Origin of the sequence: Parapedobacter indicus (genome assembly GCF_900113765.1) — a bacterium.
In the GTDB taxonomy this organism is placed as follows: Bacteria; Bacteroidota; Bacteroidia; order Sphingobacteriales; family Sphingobacteriaceae; genus Parapedobacter; species Parapedobacter indicus.
In genome coordinates this window covers 178,170-199,149 of record NZ_FOQO01000005.1, presented here as the reverse complement: position 1 = coordinate 199,149, position 20,980 = coordinate 178,170, and the positions used below count along the sequence as shown (strand labels likewise).

Annotated in this window: 19 protein-coding genes; 8 read left to right on the top strand and 11 right to left on the bottom strand. The window is 47.3% G+C overall.

What is annotated here, in order from left to right; all coding sequences use genetic code 11:
• The first annotated feature begins 12 nt into the window (after window positions 1-12).
• From BMZ56_RS11840 to BMZ56_RS11825, 4 genes are all read left to right on the top strand, one after another.
• Complete coding sequence (locus BMZ56_RS11840; RefSeq protein WP_090626824.1) at window positions 13-1,188, top strand: FecR family protein; 1,176 nt, start codon at window positions 13-15, stop codon at window positions 1,186-1,188.
• A 160-nt stretch (window positions 1,189-1,348) separates the two neighbouring features.
• The gene (locus tag BMZ56_RS11835) at window positions 1,349-4,765 is read left to right on the top strand and encodes a TonB-dependent receptor (RefSeq protein ID WP_090626823.1); all 3,417 of its coding nucleotides are present in this window, start codon (window positions 1,349-1,351) and stop codon (window positions 4,763-4,765) included.
• A gap of 17 nt (window positions 4,766-4,782) precedes the next feature.
• Window positions 4,783-6,243 carry a RagB/SusD family nutrient uptake outer membrane protein gene (locus BMZ56_RS11830; protein WP_090626821.1) on the top strand — a complete coding sequence of 487 codons (1,461 nt, stop codon included), beginning with the start codon at window positions 4,783-4,785 and terminating at the stop codon, window positions 6,241-6,243.
• A gap of 12 nt (window positions 6,244-6,255) precedes the next feature.
• Window positions 6,256-7,656 (top strand): sulfatase family protein, encoded by a 1,401-nt coding sequence (locus tag BMZ56_RS11825; protein ID WP_090626819.1) that lies wholly within the window; start codon window positions 6,256-6,258, stop codon window positions 7,654-7,656.
• Window positions 7,657-7,688: 32 nt separating this feature from the next.
• Here the strand turns inward: BMZ56_RS11825 and BMZ56_RS11820 are convergent, their stop codons facing one another.
• The 7 genes from BMZ56_RS11820 to BMZ56_RS11790 form a co-directional block, all read right to left on the bottom strand.
• On the bottom strand, window positions 7,689-8,546 hold the full coding sequence (locus BMZ56_RS11820; protein ID WP_090626817.1) for an N-acetylglucosamine kinase: 858 nt from the start codon (window positions 8,544-8,546) through the stop codon (window positions 7,689-7,691).
• 298 nt (window positions 8,547-8,844) lie between these two features.
• Window positions 8,845-9,594 carry a zinc ribbon domain-containing protein gene (locus BMZ56_RS11815; RefSeq protein ID WP_090626815.1) on the bottom strand — a complete coding sequence of 250 codons (750 nt, stop codon included), beginning with the start codon at window positions 9,592-9,594 and terminating at the stop codon, window positions 8,845-8,847.
• Window positions 9,595-10,692, bottom strand: coding sequence for a Nif3-like dinuclear metal center hexameric protein (locus BMZ56_RS11810; RefSeq protein WP_090626813.1), 1,098 nt, complete (start codon window positions 10,690-10,692; stop codon window positions 9,595-9,597).
• 12 nt (window positions 10,693-10,704) lie between these two features.
• Window positions 10,705-11,160, bottom strand: a complete 456-nt coding sequence (locus tag BMZ56_RS11805) for a hypothetical protein (protein ID WP_090626811.1) — start codon at window positions 11,158-11,160, stop codon at window positions 10,705-10,707.
• Window positions 11,161-11,303: 143 nt separating this feature from the next.
• Window positions 11,304-11,762, bottom strand: coding sequence for a GNAT family N-acetyltransferase (locus BMZ56_RS11800; RefSeq protein ID WP_090626810.1), 459 nt, complete (start codon window positions 11,760-11,762; stop codon window positions 11,304-11,306).
• Window positions 11,763-11,770: 8 nt separating this feature from the next.
• A complete protein-coding gene (locus tag BMZ56_RS11795; protein WP_090626808.1) occupies window positions 11,771-12,517 on the bottom strand; it encodes an alpha/beta fold hydrolase in 747 nt (248 codons plus the stop codon).
• A gap of 1 nt (window position 12,518) precedes the next feature.
• Window positions 12,519-13,298: a hypothetical protein gene (locus BMZ56_RS11790; protein ID WP_143072912.1), complete on the bottom strand. Its 780-nt coding sequence runs from the start codon at window positions 13,296-13,298 to the stop codon at window positions 12,519-12,521.
• Between the two features lie 220 nt (window positions 13,299-13,518).
• Between BMZ56_RS11790 and BMZ56_RS11785 the strand changes: the two genes are divergently transcribed.
• Window positions 13,519-14,076, top strand: coding sequence for a cupin domain-containing protein (locus tag BMZ56_RS11785; RefSeq protein ID WP_090626803.1), 558 nt, complete (start codon window positions 13,519-13,521; stop codon window positions 14,074-14,076).
• 5 nt (window positions 14,077-14,081) lie between these two features.
• Here the strand turns inward: BMZ56_RS11785 and BMZ56_RS11780 are convergent, their stop codons facing one another.
• Entirely contained in the window at window positions 14,082-15,737 is a 1,656-nt protein-coding gene (locus BMZ56_RS11780) for an FAD-dependent monooxygenase (RefSeq protein WP_090626801.1), read from the bottom strand.
• Window positions 15,680-16,387 carry an SAM-dependent methyltransferase gene (locus BMZ56_RS11775; RefSeq protein WP_090626799.1) on the bottom strand — a complete coding sequence of 236 codons (708 nt, stop codon included), beginning with the start codon at window positions 16,385-16,387 and terminating at the stop codon, window positions 15,680-15,682. Before BMZ56_RS11775 ends, BMZ56_RS11780 begins: the two co-directional genes overlap by 58 nt.
• 79 nt (window positions 16,388-16,466) lie before the next feature.
• Here BMZ56_RS11775 and apaG point away from each other — a divergent pair, with 79 nt between their 5' ends.
• Complete coding sequence (gene apaG / locus BMZ56_RS11770; RefSeq protein WP_090626797.1) at window positions 16,467-16,853, top strand: Co2+/Mg2+ efflux facilitator ApaG/CorD; 387 nt, start codon at window positions 16,467-16,469, stop codon at window positions 16,851-16,853.
• Between the two features lie 14 nt (window positions 16,854-16,867).
• On the opposite strand, the gene BMZ56_RS11765 is transcribed toward apaG, so the two are convergent.
• Both BMZ56_RS11765 and BMZ56_RS11760 read right to left on the bottom strand, forming a co-directional pair.
• On the bottom strand, window positions 16,868-17,434 hold the full coding sequence (locus BMZ56_RS11765; protein WP_090626795.1) for a DUF6266 family protein: 567 nt from the start codon (window positions 17,432-17,434) through the stop codon (window positions 16,868-16,870).
• A gap of 10 nt (window positions 17,435-17,444) precedes the next feature.
• Entirely contained in the window at window positions 17,445-18,089 is a 645-nt protein-coding gene (locus BMZ56_RS11760; RefSeq protein WP_090626793.1) for a DUF6266 family protein, read from the bottom strand.
• Between the two features lie 309 nt (window positions 18,090-18,398).
• Between BMZ56_RS11760 and BMZ56_RS11755 the strand changes: the two genes are divergently transcribed.
• Window positions 18,399-19,061, top strand: a complete 663-nt coding sequence (locus tag BMZ56_RS11755) for an oxidoreductase (protein WP_090626791.1) — start codon at window positions 18,399-18,401, stop codon at window positions 19,059-19,061.
• Complete coding sequence (locus BMZ56_RS11750) at window positions 19,058-20,920, top strand: ABC-F family ATP-binding cassette domain-containing protein (protein WP_090626790.1); 1,863 nt, start codon at window positions 19,058-19,060, stop codon at window positions 20,918-20,920. Before BMZ56_RS11755 ends, BMZ56_RS11750 begins: the two co-directional genes overlap by 4 nt.
• Window positions 20,921-20,980 lie beyond the last annotated feature (60 nt).

The window sequence follows — 20,980 nt, the reverse complement described above, 5'->3', positions numbered from 1 at the left end:
GCTTAGCTAAATATGGAATTCGATAAGGAACAGGTTATTTTATTGCTGCAGAAATATTTGCGCGGCGAATTGCAACCAGACGAATACACGCATTTACAAGAATGGGCGAATAGCCACGCTGCATATCGAAGAGTATTAAATCAGATTTCAACTCAAGGCCGATTTACGGCAGACCTAATGGAGTTTTATAATTTGCCCGTCAATGAAAAGCGAACCGTTGATTATACAATAGCAAATCAAGCCATTCGGGAAACCCCAACAATCAAAATCCGCCATACATTTTGGCGCCGGGAGTCCCGTGTAGCAGCCATATTGGTAGTTGCCCTGCTGGCGTTCGGCTCGTATTGGTACCTAGGCCGCGAAAAACACAGCCCAAGCACGTACACTGGTGCTCCGGATAAATCCCCCGGCCGGAGCCAAGCCGTACTCACACTGGCGGATGGTCGGGCAATTAATCTGAGCGAAGCGCAGACGGGGATAGTCATTAGCGACGAAGTAACCTACCTCGACGGCAGTCAAGTTACAGAGGATGACAACTCCCATGTTCAATCCTCAAAACAGCATTCGATAGCCACCCCAAAGGGCGGAATGTACCAGATCACACTCGCGGACGGCAGTAAAGTTTGGCTCAATGCCGCATCCACACTAAAATATCCAAGTCGGTTTACTAGTAAGGAGCGCGTAGTAGAGCTACTGGGCGAAGCATATTTTATCGTTGCGAACGATAAAAAAAGACCCTTTAAAGTGATCACCAACGGCCAGCAAATCGAAGTCTTGGGCACGGAATTTAATATCTCGGCGTACGACGACGAGCCGGAAATAAAGACCACCCTGGTCGCCGGCGCTGTACGTATCGCAGTTACTGCAGACCACCACTCGCCAACCGTATTACGGCCCGGCGAGCAAGCTACACTCCGTGATGACGCGATCATGGTACAAAAAGTAGACGTAACCCCATACACCGCATGGAAAAATAGCGTGTTTCATTTTAAGAATACGCCATTTGAAGAAATGATGCGTCAAATAGCTCGTTGGTACGATGTAGACGTCATCTATGCCAACAAAGTACCTAAAGAAACATTCACAGGCGAAATGAGCCGGAATCTGTCACTGATAACCGTATTGGATCTGCTGAACGTATCTGAGGTGCGCATACAGTTTACCGGGAACCAACTAATTGTGGAATAAACTAAAATATAATAACCAATTAAAAACCAAAACAATATGGAATACGGATAATCCAATCAAAAGAAAACAAGTAAGGGAAGTGCAGTGAACACCTCCCTGATTGTCTGGACAGAGCCTTTCATTTAATCAGTTTTAAAACTTATCCAAACGTACAAACGTAATGATAAATTATGAATTTTCCGTATGGCGCGGCCACGCGTGGCCCAGCGGAAAGATGAGCCAGTTATTGCGAATTATGAAATTAACGTCACTTTTGCTTTTATGGGCAAGTTTACACTTAGCCGCGGCAACGAAGTCACAAACGGTTACGTTAAAAGTAAAAAAACAACCGCTGCCGGAAGTATTAGCGTCCATTAAAGCACAGACTGGTTACCTGATCCTTTATAACGACCGCTACGTAAATCCGCAAATGCTTGTTTCTATTGATGTAAACAACCAGCGGTTAGAGACGGTATTAGATCAGTTGTTGAGTCCCCGGCAACTCACGTACTACATCAAAGACCAAACTATTGCGATCCGGCGACCCAAAACAACATCCGCCCAAATAACACGTCCAATGCCGGTGCCCGAAGTGCAACAGCCTGAGGTATCGGGTACGGTCACCGACGAATCTGGGCAGCCACTAGAAGGGGTTACCGTTGCCGTAAAAAATTCACGTGTGGCCACCATTACAGACTCAAACGGAAATTATCGTATACCGATTTCCAAAGACGGTACGACACTGGTTTTCACCATTGTCGGATTTGATGCCCAAGAACACCGTATGGGCACCCGGCGGGTTTTTGATTTGAGGCTGAAAGCATCGTTGAGCGATTTGGATGAAGTGGTTGTTGTAGGATATGGAACCACCAGAAAAAGCGACCTGACTGGGTCAATAGCCTCGGTGAAGTCCGAAGACCTCAACATCGGTATGGTACAATCGGCCGATATTGGATTAAGAGGTAAAGTAGCCGGTGTGCAAGTTACGCAGATTTCCGGTCAACCGGGAGCCGGAACCACAATCCGAATCCGAGGCACAAACTCTATTCAGGGAAACAATGAACCCCTGTATGTGGTGGATGGTATTCCGCTATCTGGCGGGAATAATGCCGAGGGGCTTGCCACCGGAATAGACGCTTCCACTTCGGGTCTAACCCACATAAGCCCATCAGATATCGAATCGATAGAAATCCTGAAAGATGCCTCCGCCACGGCTATTTACGGAGCACGTGGAGCCAGCGGTGTGGTACTCATTACGACGAAAAGAGGGAAGGAAGGGGCATCTAACGTAAACTTTAACGTTTATACAGGGATGCAGCAACTCGATAAAAAGGTTGAACTCACTTCGCCCGAAGAATGGGCAATAATGTGGAACGAAGCTGCGGAATACCTGAACCTCCCTACGCGATATGACGTAAATAATCTGCCTGCAAGAACGGACTGGCAAAATGAGATTTATCGAAAGGCACCCATACAGAATTATGAATTGATGTTTTCAGGCGGCAACGAGAAAATGCGTTATATGCTTTCTTCGGGATATATGGATCAGAAAGGGATCGTCGTCAATTCGTCATTCAAGCGGTATTCCTTCCGGCTTAACCTCGATAGGAAGGTGTCTGATCGGTTAAACATTGGTGCTAATTTTTCAGTGGTGGGAACCAATAGCAATGTGGCTGAATCGGCAAACGAAAATGCTACGGACGCCGTGGGCGCTACCTTACTGGCGTCGCCCACGCTATCGGTTAAAGAAAATGGCGAATATATCTTATACGTTGATATGGATAATAAAAATCCGAACCCCGTATCTAAATTGCGAGAATATGTCAATAAAGATATTCGCAGCCGACTGCTTGGAAACATCTTCGGTGAACTTGACATTATTCCCGGACTGAAAGCGAAAGTGAGCTTTAGTATGGACGTTTCTAATGGCAAAGCAAACTTCTATGCTCCAAAAAGCACAACCGTCGGTAAACTAAATGAGGGACTCGCTCGCGTGGGCGTCGTTAACACCGTGTACTGGAACAGCACGAACACCTTGACCTATACAAAGGAAATTAATGACATCCATCGGCTCACGGTTATGGGAGGCGTTACCTGGGAAAAAAGTGTCGGCGAAAGTTTAAGCAGTACGGCTTCTGGTTTTGTGACCGATCTGCTCACGTTTAACAACCTCGGGTCGGCAACCAACCTGAGCACTGCCTCCGGAAACCCAAATATGTTTTCTATTCATTCGTATATTGGTAGAGCAAACTATAGCTTACTGGACAGGTACTTGCTTACATTCACAGGACGAATTGACGGCTCTTCCCGTTTCGGCGCCGAAAACAAGTATGCCGTCTTTCCCTCCCTAGCGTTGGGCTGGCGGCTTTCAGAGGAACCTTTCTTTCAACCACTTAAAGCTACGGTGAATAACTTGAAGCTCCGCGTCAGTCATGGTGTCACAGGAGAACAGGCGATTCCCAGTTTCCGTTCACTATCAAGCTTAACCTCTAGCGTGATTATCCTTGGAGAGGATGCAAATGCGGTCGGATTCTACCAAACCCGTCTCCCCAACCCAAACCTCAAATGGGAGAGGACAAGACAAACCGATTTGGGTATCGACGTCGGCTTTTGGAACAACCGGTTGTCGCTAGTCGTTGACGTATATAAGAAAAAGACGACCGACTTGCTCTTCGCGATAGATATCCCGCGCACCAGCGGCTTCCAGTCGGCACTTCAGAACATTGGCAGCATTGAAAATAAGGGACTGGAAGTTGGCGTCAGCGCACAGCTATTAAGTGGTAAATTCAGTTGGGACATGACCATTAATAATTCCTTTAACCGCAATAAGCTCTTAGCCCTTTCAAGCGGAATTCAGGAAATCTACAATCCCACTGGGGGTATTATATCCGGCGACACCAAAAGTCAGCCTACGCTATTACGTGTGGGTATGCCGCTGGGAATATTATATGGCTATGTATTCGACGGAGCGATTCTGGATGAGGCCGAAGCCGCTACGATTAAACAATCCCGGTCAGCACCGGGAGAGCTGAAGGTCAAAGATATCGATGGGGACGGTGCGATCACGGTAGCTGACAAAACCATTATCGGAAATGCAAACCCGAAATATACCGGAGGATGGACCAATAATTTCAGTTATAAGGGGTTCGGCCTTATGGTATTAACCCATTGGTCTGTTGGTAACAATATTTACAGTTTGCAGCACGTGATGAACACGTTTATGGACCGTGGATATAATATGGCAAAGGATTTTTACCTAAATCGCTGGACTGCGGAAAATCCGAACAACCATACACCACGGTCTGGTCATGATGCGCGAAACTATGTCGATAATTCATGGCATGTCTTCAATGGCTCTTTTTTCCGGATAAAGAACATCACGTTGTCCTATGACATTCCCGTGAACACATTGGATATAAAGTTCCTGCGAGGTCTGCGGGCTTATTTGAGTGCCGATAATGTGCATACATTTACCAAGTACCCGGGATACAACCCTGAAGGGAGTGCTTTCGGCAACAACTCATTGGCGCAGGGGGTAGATATCGGCGTATATCCCAATGCAAAGGTGTTTATGCTGGGATTAAATGTAACTTTTTAGTATTAAAAAAACAATTTATGAAATCCTTTATCGTTCTTTTACTGATATCGTCGCTATGCATTTCATCCTGTGCAGATAAGTTTTTGGAAGAGCAACCTCGTGGCGAGGTAACCTCCGAATTCTATTACCGAAACGATAGCGAAGCGCTTGCTGCCGTTTACGGCATTTACGGCATGGTATTTTTCTACAATGGGTTGCTCAGGCAAGACATGTATCTTCGGCCCGAAGCAAGCAGCGATTTATTTACCTATAAACCGGGTGCGGCGTTTAATGCGCGGTCATTTCCACAATATTTTGTGGATTCGGAAAATCCGTTGCTGCTTGAAATGTGGAGCAGTGCGTATGATGCGATCGGAAGATGCAACGCGGTGATCGGAAATCTCTCCAAAGATCATCCCGGTATCAGCGAAGATATCAAAGCAAAGCTGATTGGAGAAGCTTTGTTTTTCAGGGCACTCATGAACTACTATTTGGTGCAGATTTGGGGAAATGTACCATTGGTGGTGGAAGAAAAGACGGATCTGGGTGAGCTGAATGTGGAACAGGCCGATCCAGCCGATGTTTGGCAACAAATTATTGAGGATGCGGTTGCTGCGGTAGCGGCCCTTCCCGAAAAGAGTGAGTATGACAATATCCAACGGGCACGGGCGTCAAAGGGCGCAGCCCGGCTATTGCTGGCCAAAAGCTACATGGCATTGGGTAACTGGAATGCAGCCGATGAGCAGATTGACCAAATTATTGGATCGGCCGAATATGGGTTAGAAGCCACAATTGTTGACGTGTTTAAGGTGGCCAATGAAAATGGTTTGGAATCGATCCTCGAAGGAAACTACTCGGAGGGATTTACGCCCCGCAAGCACAATTCTAGTATGAGTTTTTGGTTACCTAGGGAAGGCTTTCTCGGAAATTCAACGTATAGTCCCAATGATTATGCGTTGGCTATGTACAATCCAAACAGTGCACGATATAAGTATTACTTTTCCGGTAAAGGTGTCATGGTAAGCCCGTATGGGGAAGCGATCACCACGATCGAAAAACGCGTATATTTGATGAAGTTTTACGACTTTGAGCATCGGGGGGGATTTGCACCCACAAACAACGACAACCCTTTTAATAATAAAGTGTTTCGGTATGCCGATGTTTTGCTGATGAAAGCGGAAGTGGAAAATGAGCTAAGAGGACCTACGCCGGTTGCCCATAATATGCTCAATCAGATCCGGGGGAGGGCAGGCGAAGAACCGGTGGAGGGAATTACGGATAAGGGCGCTTTTCGTGAAATCGTATTTACCGAAAGAGCGATGGAATTAATTGGAGAGAATCATCGCTATTTTGACTTAAAACGTCGCGGTAAGGAATATTTCTTGGACAAAGTCCGCCAAAGCCGTCCAGACGAAATCAAGGACCACCAATTTTTGTTACCCATCCCGGAGGCAGACTTACGCGTCAACCCATTGTTGGAGCAAAATCCGGGGTACTAAAAAAAGGCTATTATGAAACAAGTTCCGTTCTTTTTACTCTCATTACTGACGCTCATCGCGAGCTGTACGTCAGCTAAGGAACCCGCTCACGTGAATTTTCTGGTAATCGTAGCGGATGATTTAAATTGGAGCTCAGTAGGAGCTTTTGGAAACCCGATGAAGGATGTTACTCCCCATATTGATCAATTGGCAGCAGAAGGCATGCGTTTTAATCATGCGCATGTTACCGTTGCCGTCTGTCAACCTTCCCGTGGAGCGCTAGCCACGGGAAGGTATCCGCATAAGTCAGGCATAGAAGGCTTTTTTCATACCGAAAAAAATATACCGAACCTCGTTCCGGTTTTGAAAGAAAACGGGTATTTCTGTGGGATTTTGAGTAAGGTCGAGCATTCGTCGCCCCGGTCGGATACACCGTGGGATTTCATTGCCGACATGGAAGCGCTTGGTATGGGACGTGATAAGGAGCGATACCGCACCGAAATGAAGAAGATCATCAACCAATCCCGGGCGAACGGAAAACCGTTTTATTTAATGCTCAATTCAAATGATCCGCACCGCCCTTTTTCTGGAAGTGACCAAGAAAAAAAAGCATGGCCTGATATACATCTTGCGCCGCCGTCCAAATCATACAAGCCCGAGGAGGTTTCGGTGCCGGACTTCCTGCCCGACCTTCCGGAAATACGATTGGAGTTAGCTGAATATTACAGTTCTGTAAAGCGACTGGATGATCTCGTCGGCGTTGTGCTTGATGTACTAGACTCCGAGGGGTTAGACGAAAATACGATGGTTATGTTTCTTTCTGATAACGGCATGGCATTCCCGTTTTCAAAGACGAATTGTTACCTAAACAGTACAAAGACGCCGTGGATTGTGCGCTGGCCTGGACATGTCCCTTCGGGTAGTGTAGATGAAGAACATTTTATTTCAGGAATCGATTTCTTTCCGACGATATTGGAGGCAGGAAATATGCCTATCCCCGAAGGTATTGACGGCATTTCGTTTTTGTCGGTTTTAGAAGGAAATGAACAACCCGGGAGGTCTCAGGTCTTTACCCAATTTTACGAGACCAGTGCCAAAAAAAAATACCCCATGCGATGTATCCAAAATAAGCGATATGGCTATATCTACAACTTTTGGGCGGATGGTGAAAACGCGTTTAGAAATGAGTCACAATCCGGGCGTACCTGGTCTGCCATGAAAGTAGCCGGTGAGGAAAGGCCTGATATCAAACAACGGATTCAATTTTTCTCCTATCGGACCCGCGAAGAGTTATACGATTTGGAAAAAGACCCCGATGCGTTGAACAACCTGATCGGCAATCCTGAATACGCGGATATGGCTGCAGAGATGAAAGGAGAACTTATTCAATGGATGGAAGAAAACGAAGATCCTGAAGTGGAAAAAATCCGTTAGGGGTTCCCCCGCAAATCGCATCGATGAAGCGGTTACAATGCTTCCCGAATGCCTATATGAAATTTCACTAAGTCGTCAATGGGAGAGCGGATAATCTCTCCCATTTTCATACCATATTCCTTTACGGTTTCCTCGAGAATGTTTCTGAACGTGTAGGCAACGGAGCCTATGCAGTTAAATGTATATTCTCGATAAGCGGGATAGTGACGGACCAAATTGCGGAAAAAGTCATCAAACGACGATCTAACAACTTCCATCGAATACCCTACATTAACCGTGTTATCGTAAACAAACCTGCTGAAACTTGCACAAAACCGATTAGCCAACGGCTTCATATAAACAGATTCCATGATATCGTCAGGCGTAAGGTGATAGGTTTCCCAAAATTTTTGATGTACTTCCGTGGGCATATATCCTCTCACATAATCTGTCAATATCTTCTTTCCCATGTAGCATCCGCTTCCCTCATCTCCAAGTATATAAGCTGCAGAGTCTATATGGTGTGTGATCTCTTTGCCATCATATATGCAAGAGTTCGTCCCCGTTCCCAGGATAGCTACAAACCCAGATTTATGGCCCAAAAGCGCGCGCGCGGCCGCCAGCAAATCATGGCCTACAAAAACAGCAGCATTTGCAAAAACGGTTTTGATTGCACGGCTAACGGTGTTGGCTTTGTCTTCCCCGTGAACGCCCGCACCATAGTAATTGACCTCCGTGATTTTCTCCAAGGGCAAATCGGAAGGTAATCCCTCCTTTAAAGACCTAACGATATAGGAGATGTCCACGAAAAATGGATTGTAACCCTCTGTATTGAAATGAACCCTGCTCCCGCTTTCTTGAATAAGACACCAATTAGTTTTGGTAGAGCCTCCATCTGCAACTATAATCATATTACTCTGATAATATTTTGCTCAAATAGCACATTAATGTCGTGCAAGATACGATTATTATAGATATCCTGAAAGCAGAAATAACCACTTAAGCTGATGAATTCCCCAAGGACGATTTGACATAAAACGCCTTATTGCTGTTCCCTTACGATTTGGTTCAACCGGTACGCATTCTATGATTCCCTACCCGGACGTTCGATGGTAGGAAGGGTAGGATATAGGGCTGGCGCCGCTACTCCACAGTTCAGCTACAAAAGTATCAGGTTATATCGCTTATTGCTGGGAGTAAGCCCGTCAATCAATCCACTGCAGGCGCTTCCTCGTGTACCAACGCTTCGTCAACCAGTATACGGCCACAGTGCTCGCATACGATGATTTTTTTCCGTTGGCGGATTTCCAGCTGCATTTGGGGTGGAATCTTGTTGTGACAGCCCGAGCAGCTGTCGCGGTCGATCGAAACGACGGCCAGTCCATTTTTATAGGACGTGCGCAACCGGCGGTATACTCGCAGCAACCGATCTTCGATATTCTTTTCGGCTCCTTCCGCTTGCCCCGCCAGCTCATCCTCATCCTTTTGGGTTTCCCCCGTGATGGTATCGAGCTCCCCTTTCTTCACGTCAAGGTCTTTCTTGGCTGTTTCCAGGGTAGCCTGGGTAGTTTCATACGTTTCCGTTTTATTCTTAATCTCGAACTCAAACTCACGGATTTTCTTTTCACTCACCTGAATATCTAATCCCTGGATTTCAATTTCCTTCGTGATCGCGTCATACTCGCGGTTGTTCTTCACCTCGTTGAGCTGACCCTCATATTTCTTGATGGCCGCCTGCGCGTCCTTAATCATGTTGCGGCGGTTGACGATAGAATCCTCCAACTCATCCAACTCACCCCTGATTTTTTCAATGCGGGTTTCCAATCCGGCAATCTCGTCTTCCAAATCACCCACTTCCATCGGCAATTCACCCCGTACCTGACGAATTTTATCGATCTTGGTGTGTATGGTTTGCAACTGCCAAAGTGCTTTCAGTTTTTGTTCTATGGTCTGTTCCATTTAACTGTAGTATTTTATCGGGTTCGTGTCTATTCCCGTCAAACGGACTGCAAAGGTAGGAAATTTTTTTCGAATAATTTCCAACAATAATTCCTGCGTAAATTGTTCGCTTTCAAAATGTCCCACATCTGCAATCACGGTTTTTCCCTCGGCGTCAAAAAACTCATGGTATTTATAATCTGCTGTCACAAACACATCGGCTCCAGCGCGGATCGCCTCCCGCAGCAGAAAGCCACCGGCGCCGCCGCAAACTGCTACGCGCGCTATGGGTTTGCCGCGGAGTTCGGTATGACGGATGACCCCGGCATTCAGCTGTTTTTTCAACAAACCGAGGAACTCCCGTTCGGACAGCGGCTGTTCCAATTGGCCGATCAAGCCGCTTCCTACCTGCTGATGCGCGTTTTGTAACCGATATATATCGTATGCCACCTCTTCATAGGGATGCGTTTCAAAAAGCGCCAATAAGATCGCACGTTCCCGGTTGGCCGGAAATATCACTTCCACGCGCACTTCTTCTTCCCGGTGCTGTTCGCCGGGCTTGCCGACAAACGGATCAGTGCCTTCGCCACCGCGGAACGTCCCATATCCTGCGGTGTTGAAACTGCACTCGTCGTAGTTGCCCACCTGCCCGGCACCAGCCGCAAATAGGGCCGCTCGTACGGCCTCCGTATGATTTACCGGCACAAAAACAACAAGTTTCCGAAGCAGTTCTGATTTGGGGCTCAAGATTGCCGTATGGCGAAGTCCCAACCGCTCGGCCAGCTTGCTGTTGACGCCTCCGGTTACATTATCTAAGTTGGTGTGGATGGCATAGAGCGCTAGGTCGTGCTTGATTGCCTTCATCACCACCCGTTCCACATAGGTCTTCCCATTGAACCGCTTCAGCCCTTTGAATACAATGGGGTGGTGAGAAATAATGACATTGCAGCCCAACTCAATCGCTTCATCCACTACCGCTTCCGTACAATCCAGCGATATCAACGCCTGGGTAACTTCCTGGTCTGGACGGCCTACCAACAACCCAGCATTGTCGTAGGATTCCTGATAATCCAACGGGGCCCATGATTCGAGGTGATCTGTCAATTCGCGCAATAACATAAGCGATCTGTATTAGGAGTTATTTCTGAATTTTTCATGCTCAGCCAGCAAATTTCTGAAATTGCTCACCTTCACCCAATAAACAATAAAGTAGATGATACTTAGTAAGAAAATAGTAATGAGGATAAAGGGTGGGAGCGGAATGTTCGTCAGCAGAAACAGCCAAGCATACCACATGCCGCCCGCCCGTCCCGGGTTTTCTTCCTCTGCGATCTTACGGTCGTAAAATTCATTGGTCAGCGAGTCAGCCAGCCGCGAAGCCACGGTAAAGTTCCAGTAAATATTGAAAAAGGGTACCGCCAACAACCAAGCTTGATTGGGGGTCATCAACCGGTTTTCGGGCGCAACCAATAAAAGCGTCCGTCGGATAGTATTGGCATAAAACACCCAAATAACCACCCGGATCAGGAACACGGCAACGGCCACCTGAATCATCTCAGGCGACAGATTTTCTAAATCAATACTCATTCGCAATTGTTTGCTTTAAAAGCCTCATGGAATCCGCACTTACATCACCTTTTCTTAAGGCGTTGCACCAGCGGGTTTCACGGAGCTAAATTACGGCGATTCGGGCACAAAACCCAATGTGTTCGTGATTATCCGCGTTCCATCTACAAGCGGGTCATCTCGATATGCGCAATTCCTGCATCTAGATACGGCTCGCTGGTCTGCTCGAAACCCAAGCGGTTATAAAACGCTTTCAAGTGCTGCTGGGCACCGATTTTGATCGGGTGGCGTCCAAAAAGATCTTGTGTACCCGCGATGCTACGTACCATCAGCTCCTTGCCAACTCCCTCTCCGCGAAATTCGTTGGCCACCACTACCCGGCCAATGCTCACGGCATCGGAATAAGAAATACCATAAGGGATCAGTCGTGTATAAGCAGCCAACGCATCACCGTGCCAAGCCATCAGGTGAGCTGATTTTCGATCCTTGTCGTCCAGATCGTTGTAAACACATGCCTGTTCCAAGACAAAAACCTCCTGCCGCAATTGCAAAATTTTATAGAGCTCATCCAGCGAAAGTGCGTTAAACGGTTTTATTTCCCACGTCAAAATCGGATTCTCCATCGCTCCTCTTACTTTTCACGCCCAACTTTACCGAGCAATTCCGCCAGCTTATCGGGCATATTCATCTGTGGATTATGACCGGCCTGCATGTGAATGATTTCCCAGCCGTACCCTTTTGCCCGGTCGGCGAAAAAGGCAAACGCATCTTTCCCGGGATCATCGCCCTCGTAAGTCAAAATATACGCAGTCGGTATTTCCAGCCGATCTTTGTTTTTCAGTGGAAGCGGCTGGGAAAATGTCTTCGCCGGTTGCGGCACATCCCGAGGGAAAGCCAGGCTATCCGTGTTCCAGAACGGGTGAATCAAGCCATCTTTGGCCGGCATTTCCCTACCCGTCCTTTCCTGTCCATGTGCGGTGGCTACACTTTGCCCATCTTCCGGTACAAAGGCATCCAGATAAATCAACTGCTTGATCCGTTCCGGGATGCTGTCGGCCACGCCGGTTACCACCATTCCCCCGTAGCTGTGCCCCAACAAAACCACATCGTGCAGGTTTTCGAACAGGATGGTGTTAACCACGTCGGCGATGTGCGTACGTAAGTCGATCTCAGGCGACGCCAAATGCACCCGTTCGCCCAAGCCCGACAGGGTAGGGCGGTAGACAATATTTCCCTGCAAGCGGAGCAATGAATCCGTTTGTTTAAAAGACCAACCGCCACCCCATGCGCCATGCACAAGCACGTAGGTCTGCTGCGCCTGCACGCCGGTGGTCAGTAACAGGCCGACCATCAGCCATAAATACATGAATTTACGCATATCAATTAACCTCAAATGAAACTACCTCATTCGTCGCCCGTCGTATCCCGTAAAAGACAGATGCGTCTTTGATCGATCGATCAATGGCCACCCCCTGGCCATGTATAGGCGCCGGGATTGTCGCAATATGCCGAAGCGTATACCCCGATTGGGGTATTTCCAACACATATAGTTCACCATTGTCATGTCCAGTACAATAAAAATAACCATCCGGGCCAATCGAACCTCCCGAATTACTGTGGTCTTTAAATGCTTCAACGATGTGTTCAGGAAACGTCCAAGACTGTTTACTATGCCAATTACGGTCATATTGTACAACTGTCGTCCACCGATTATCGCGCTCATCGGTACGTAGCTTTTCATCCGAATAGTGGGCAAATCCCATATACCATTGTTTACTTCGCTCGTCATAGTCTATCCAGGTCAGGGATCCATAAACTGAAATGCCTAAACTGTAGCTAGATGCATGTTTCATTGTCCGTGTATCAAACACTTCAACAGAACTCTTCATGGGAAGCTCCGGAAAGTTTGAATGTGCGCAATATAACTTGCCGTGATAAACCACGCCGCTATTTAGATGATGCAAGCCAAGCGATGTTCCATCGAAACGCGCTATCAGTTCGCCGCTCTTCTTATCGTGTTTCGTGATCGTCTTATTATTTATCACATAAAAATGATCGTTATCCACTGCCACCGCTTGTTGTGCTTTTGGTACATTGAAAACGGTTAACTCTTTCGATCGTTGCCCCATTACCAGATTACTACTTCCGATAAAAGACATCAAAAATAAAAACAGTTGAAAACGAATCATTTCAAAAATAAGGTAAATCTATCAACGTATTGCTCCATTACAAACCTACTAAAATTTAACTGAAAGATGCCCTTTACACTTCTTAACAACTTGACAACAAATACATATCTTTGCCTGGCTGAAGCACAGGTCACAAGCCTAAACGAACGCTTAAAAAAACTACTATATTTAAACTTAAACAAAAGAAGCCATGCCAACGAAAGGACAAATCATCACAAACCCAGCGACGGGCGACTCTTATGAGTTTCTTGAAACAGCCAAAGATACCAACGGCGTTGCGGTGACCATGAGGGCGACCATAAAAAGTAAAGGTCCGCTTGTGCCAAATCACCGCCATGTTTTCCAAGATGAGACATTTGAAATCATATCCGGCCAGCTAACCATCTTCAAAGATGGTAAATCAACGACATTCGCGGCCGGTGAAAAAATAGCCTTCCCGAAAAACACACCACATAATCATTACAACAATAGCGAGGAGGAACTGGTTTACATACATTCCGTAAAACCAGCTCTGGATTTCGATTACCTGATTGAAAACTTGGTTGGGCTCGCGGCTGACGGTAAAAGTAAAAATGGCAAATTCGGACTTGTTCAAGAATTAGTGACATTGAAATACCTCGAAAGCAAGACGTACCTTGCAGACATTCCAATTGGTGTACAAAAGTTTTTGATGCATACCGTAGCTCCCATCGGGCGGATGTTCGGCTATCGGGCTATCTACAAAAAGTATTCAGGGATAGAAAAATAAGGATGCTATGAAATCCATCCCAGTACCTCTTCCATATACGTATCGATCAAACCTACATTCAGCACATCATTGATGTAGCCGATATACATATCCGGCCGGATAAGTACGGCTTTCGTACCATCCGGTTTGACTTCAAACGCATCAAACACCAACTGATTTTGTGATGAAAAGGGCAGGTAATACAGATGCATCGTTCGGGGATATTTCTGCCGCATCCATTGTCCGACAACATGGAGCTGATGAGCACCTACCGTGCCCAGCACCAAAAGCACAAAGCCGGGCTTTTCGCACCAACGATGCAGGTCGGTCTGCTTTTTGGCCTTCTCATCAAATACGGGCAGGAAGGGGAGACGGTCTCCGGCCTGCACACGCCGACCGGTCGCATAATGCACGGAAAGGGTTGCCTTGCGGTAATGGATGTTCAGCTGGGCCAGTTCCTCAAACATTCGCTTTAGCCAACCGGGCCTATGGCCGATGTAACGAATTACCCAAACAAAGAAGAGATCAGTTAATGACGTTAACCAAAAAGGCATGGCCCTTATCCATCCAAATGCACGATCAGTATCCCGTAACGTTGCCTTAGCCACCGGCAACCGCTCCTCCTGATAGGTATGCAACAACCGGAAATCCAACCGTCCGGATATGACTCCAGCCAACTTCCATGCGAGGTTTGCCGCATCCTGCATTCCACTGTTCATTCCCTGTCCGCCGATGGGCGAATGGATATGCGCCGCATCGCCGATCAGAAAACTGCGTTGGCGGGCAAAGGACTCTGCAATCCGTTTATGGAGAAAAAACCGGTTGATCCAGAGGCATCGGTTTACCGGAAATTCGAAACCCACCGCCTCGTCGACCAGTGCCTTCACGTCGGCATACTGGATAGGGGCCTCCTTTTTTGATTCCAAAACTGGCAATGGCCCCATAAGCCGGTATCGGCCTTCCGATCCGTATGGAAATACCCCGAGAAAACCTGTTGCCGATAAAAAGAAATGAACCCGCCGATGATCCGCTCCATTGACCTGCACATCCGCTAGAAAAAACTGCCCCGGATAGCTTTTTCCTTCAAAAGCGATATTGATATGTGCCCTTACGGCACTGTTTGCTCCATCGGCTCCGATAACCCATTTGCACGCCCACTGTTGAACCTTCCCATCGTGCTTCAGTTCCACAGCGGCCTCCTTATCGTCCTGCCTGAGGGACACCAGTTGTGTTTCCCACCTCACTGGGCAAGCATTTTCCGTGAGCCGGTCAATCAGCAATTTTTCCGTCTTATCTTGACCAACCAGGTAGACGAAGGGAAATGCTGTCTCAGGTTGATCCATCTGTGCGAAATCCAGCCCGCCTAATTGCTTCGTGCCTCGTTGCAGCTGCACGCCATAACTGGTGTTACCCTGGGCCATTAATGCGTCGGCCAGTCCGATCTGCCGAAACATTTCCAGCGACCTGGCATGTACCGCAATGGCTTTGGATGTCCGGTCTGGTCCGGGTTTTGCGTCGATGATTGTGGGTTGTATGCCGAAGCGCAGCAGTTGTGCCGCCATCATGAGTCCCGAAGGGCCTGCCCCTACAATAAGCACATCGGTATGTCGGACGGATTCCACAGTCAGAAGAGAAGGAAAATGGCCGGCTTCTTCTGGAAATCGTAATTTTCCTTTTTCCATTGATGAATCGGCTGACTGACAATCTGCTGGTCGGTCGACGTTAGGTTACAGGCCACACACAGGCGCGTCTGCGGCTTGCTGATACGCAGGATTTCCGTCAGCAGCTGCTGGTTGCGGAAGGGCGTTTCGATAAAAATCTGCGTCTGCTTTTCCCGCTGTGCCTGCTGCTCCATTGCCTTGATTTTCTTGGCCCGCTCACCCTTGTCAATGGGCAGGTATCCGTGGAAAACAAAGCTTTGCCCGTTAAATCCGGAGGCCATCAGCGCCAGCAAAATGGAACTCGGCCCTACCAGTGGAACTACCGGAATTCCTTTGCGGTGCGCTTCCGCTACAATGTCTGCACCTGGATCTGCCACGCCGGGACACCCCGCTTCGCTCATGAGGCCCACATCCTTGCCCGATAACAATCCGGCAAAATAATCGGTCACTCCTCCATTATTTCTGGCGTGTTTGCCGTAATCATGTAAGGTCAGCTCATTTTGTGGTCGCTGAATACCCGCCTGTTTCAGGAACTTCCGCGCTGTCTTTTCATTCTCCACGATGTACTCATCGATGGCATTCACCACCTGGACCAAATAGGGGGTATAAGACGCAGCAGCGGCTTCGTCAGCCAATGGCACAGGAATCAGGTACAGCGTTCCGTAGGACATGAGGGCAAAGGTAGTGAAAATTGTACTTTACTTATTGGCCGACATTTGCTAAATTGGCCGACAAATACCGCTTACGCACATGGCCACGCAAATTACAGACGGGGTAAAAGTTTCGGTTGAAACGGTCTATCAGCCTGAATATTCCAATCCGGAAAACGAACACTATATGTTTGCGTATCGAATTGTCATTGAAAACCTGGGAGACTACAGTGTGCAGCTCTTGCGTCGCCATTGGTACATCTTCGACTCTAACGGTACCCGCCGGGAAGTGGAGGGAGAGGGGGTTGTCGGCGTGCAACCCATCATCGACCCCGGAGAACAACACGAATATGTGTCGGGTTGCAACCTGAAAAGCGATATGGGCACCATGACAGGTACGTATCAAATGCTACGCGAATTTGACGGCAGTCTCTTCGAAGTAAAAATCCCAAAATTCGATCTGATTGCACCCCACCGATTGAATTAATCCTCCAGGTTGTATCAACCTTCCAATTGTCCGAGGTAGACACTTCTGCTGAACTGCTTTTTCTTCATATTATGCAGGAATAGGTAGGTATGGAAACGTTGGGACCGCAGTTGAGCAGGTAACTTCAAACGGATATGGCCGTCTTTCCGGAAAAACACTTCAGTATTTCGGCCCGCAACGCCTACTTCGGGACTGTAAACAACCAACACTACTTCATCGGTGCTGCTGGCCATAGGCGTCGATTCATCCGAGAAATAAACCTCCAGCACACGGTCACCACACACCACATCCTCCACATGAATCGCTGGCAATAGCCCGGAACTAACCAGCACGCGTTCGGCCGCAATGCGTTGGTCGGGATAGTGCCCCTCCATGGCTTCCTGCATCAACGCTTTCAGTGCCTGTCCAAAAGCCTTGCTACGGTTGCCTTTGCCCTGGTTCAGCCAGCTCTCCGCGATGATCGGCCGTAGGGGATGGAGAAATGCCATCGCCAGCCGCATCCGCTGCTGTACCGCTAGTCTCCCATACGACTGTTCCTTCTTTTTCGGTTTACTTCTGTCGTAGAAAAAATCAATATCCATGTCGTTTTTGTTAAGACTCCGGATTCGCTATGGGAATATACACCGTTTTGGAAACCTGTTTTCCCGCTCGGTCAACAAAGAAAAGCCAGAGGTGAAGCTTAAGCGGACGCTGTGTCAGCACTTTATTCACAAACTGTGTAGCGCCTTCATGACGCAGCGGACGGCCAACGGAATAAAAAATTCCCCGGATCTCCTCGTAAAGTACCATACGTGCCGTGTCATCCAGCGATCTTCCCATGCCGTACATATCCGGATCCCAGGTAATGTGAAGCGTATCGCCATCCACCCATGCCTGTTCGTCACCTGCTGTGAAAAGTGAGCCGTGACTGAACTGCAATGCCGGATAGTCGAGCGTTACATGCGTTTCATCGATTTGGAACGCATGGTCATAATTATAACGAATAGCTACGTTTTTACCGGTAGCGCGACTTGTAAACTGTCTGAAACCGATTTCCAATACCGTAGAAATCGGATCGAAAAAACGGTTGAGGAGGGCGAATTTCTTACGTTCCAGCAATTGGTCAGTAGATGCAGCCCGCTTGTTTTTAAAGCGCGGTAATCCCTTGATATAATTGACTTTACGCCAGTTGCTACCGATGACGCTACCGGCTTTGCCCCGAAAGGGGCCGTTGATTCCATCGTTAATGGTTCCCATGGTCTATTCGGTTAGTTTCGGAGAACGCAAGATAATAAATTCCACAGAAAGCTCCAACAAAAGAGGGAAATTTAACGGAAATACATCGGCATAAAAACCGGCTCTGAGATCTCTTTGTACAGTAATGATCATTTATCGGTCGTTCATAAGACGACCAAAAAACGATTGTGAGACGACCGAAAGACGACTAAATTCACAATTAAGTCCGTTATATAAGCGTTTCTTTTCTGTTTTTTGTCAGGGAAGGGTAGGTCAATTTCAGGTGATCTCTCTAATGCTCATATAATTCCGTATTTTTGCAGGAACTTTATGACGGCTCAGAAATCAGCTTTGGTATTCGGCGCGACGGGGCTCATCGGCAGACAGCTGCTACGCGAACTGCTGGGTAGTCCTGAGTATGGCCAAGTCATCGTCGTGACACGCCGTGACATGGGTATCAAGCACCCAAAGCTAATGTTGTTAGTAGCTGATTTACAATCACTTAATAACATTAAAGAGCAACTTGTAGCAACAGATGTGTTTTGTTGTCTGGGTACGACACGGAAGAAAACCCCTAATTTACAGGACTATTACCGTGTCGACCACGATTATCCGCTAAGGGCTGCAACCCTTGCTAAAGAAAATGGCGCGAAAGGCTTTCTTTTCGTTTCTGCAGTAGGCGCCAATGCCGGCTCGTCAAATTTCTACCTCCGGATAAAAGGTGAGACCGAGCGGGATCTAGCTGCCGTAAGATATAAAAAACTGCATATTTTCCGGCCGTCTTTACTTACAGGACGACGAAATGAGGCGAGGTGGGTGGAAAGGCTTTCGGAAGGATTGTTTTCGATTGTCAATCCGTTACTAGTGGGTGGATGGAAGCGATATCGAAGTATCCCAGCAACCACAGTAGCTCATGCGATGTACCGGGTCGCACAACAGGATAGGAATGGAACCCATATCTACTATGGGAATGAAATGAGGAACATAACGTGAATATAGTATCAACCGAACGGTTAGGACACAGCTACCACGATAGGTGGTTATTTAAAAATCTCCATTTCGGATTACAAAAGGGGGATCGCGTAGCCCTTGTGGGAGCCAATGGAACGGGTAAGTCGTCGCTGCTGAGTATCCTTGCCGGCCAACTTGATCCGCTGGAAGGGATCGTCGCCAAGGAAAAGGGAGCCCGCATCGGCTTTCTTTCCCAAGACCCAACCTTTAACGCCTTTAAATCAATCAACGACTTCATATACAGCACAGACAACCAACAGCAACAGCTCATCCGCGCGTACGAAGAGCTAGTTTCCGATCCCGATGCCGATCCACGAAAATTGGCTAGTTTAAGTGACCAGATCAGCGCAATTGACGCGTGGGAATACGAACATAACATCAAGAGTATTCTTACCCGGCTTCAAATCACCGATTTCTCACAGGCAATCGATACGCTATCCGGAGGTCAGAAAAAACGCCTGGCCCTGGCAAAATTACTCATTGACGAGCCGGACGTCTACATTCTTGACGAGCCCACTAATCACTTGGATATCGAAACCATTGAATGGCTGGAAAAGTTATTAACCATGGGTCAAAAAACGGTATTATTGGTTACCCACGACCGTTATTTTCTGGATGCGGTATGTACGGAAATCCGCGAGCTGGACAAGGGACGGATAACCGCGTATTCGGGCAACTATCGGTATTACCTTGAAAAGAAGGCCGAACGGGAGGAAGCGGAGCAGGTACTTCTGGAACGGAACCGGAATCTGCTGCGAAGAGAGTTGGAATGGATGCGGCGGCAACCGCAGGCGAGGGGAACCAAATCGAAGGCCCGGATTGATGCTTTTTATGAATTGGAAGAGAAGACAAAAACCCAAGGGAAGCAAAGCGACTTGCAGTTAAGTGTTAAAATAAGTAGGCAAGGAAGCAAAATCCTCGAATTGGAAAAAATCTTCAAAAGCTTTGGAAATAAGCTACTCATCGAAAATTTCTCGTATGTGTTCAAAAAAGGTGACCGCATTGGCTTAGCAGGCCGGAATGGAACAGGAAAGTCCACCTTTCTTAACCTGATCACCTCGGTTGAACGACCCGACGCCGGCAACATCGAGGTAGGAGAAACAACTGTCTTCGGATATTATCGACAAGGGGGGCTCGTCGTACAAGAAGAAGACCGGGTGATTGATGTCGTGAAATCCGTTGCTGAATATATCCGGATGGCCAATGGAGACGAGCTTACCGCTTCGCAGCTACTCACGTTATTTCTTTTCCCTCCCGAAAAGCAATTTGGTCACGTCAGCAAACTGAGTGGAGGCGAGCGCAAGCGGCTGCAATTGATGCGCGTATTAATACAGAATCCAAATTTCTTGATTCTGGATGAACCCGCTAATGACTTGGATATCGATACATTAAATATTCTGGAGTCGTTTTTACTAAACTATCCAGGTGTTCTTTTATTAGTTTCACACGATCGTTATTTACTTGATCGATTAACCGAGCAACTCTTTATCTTCGATGGAAACGGAAAAGTAACGATCTATAACGGTAATTACGCAGATTACAAGGAAGAGCAAGCAGCTATTGCTGAAGCGAATAAACGGAAAATTGAACATAGAATTATAGAAACACCACCATCACAATCGGACGTCAAAAGGAAATTAACGTTCCGAGAACGTGAAGAATATAAATTTCTTGACGAGGCAATACCAAAACTAGAGCAAGAGATATCCACGCAAACACTTGCGTTAACCAACACAACCGACCACCTACTGCTTACTAATATTGCAACAGAGATAGAGCGGCTAAATCAGGAATTGGATACTAAAACCGAACGGTGGCTTGAATTAGGAGAATATATATAATGTTCCACGTGGAACCTTAAAAACAATACGATGTTCCACGTGGAACCTTAAAAAAATAAA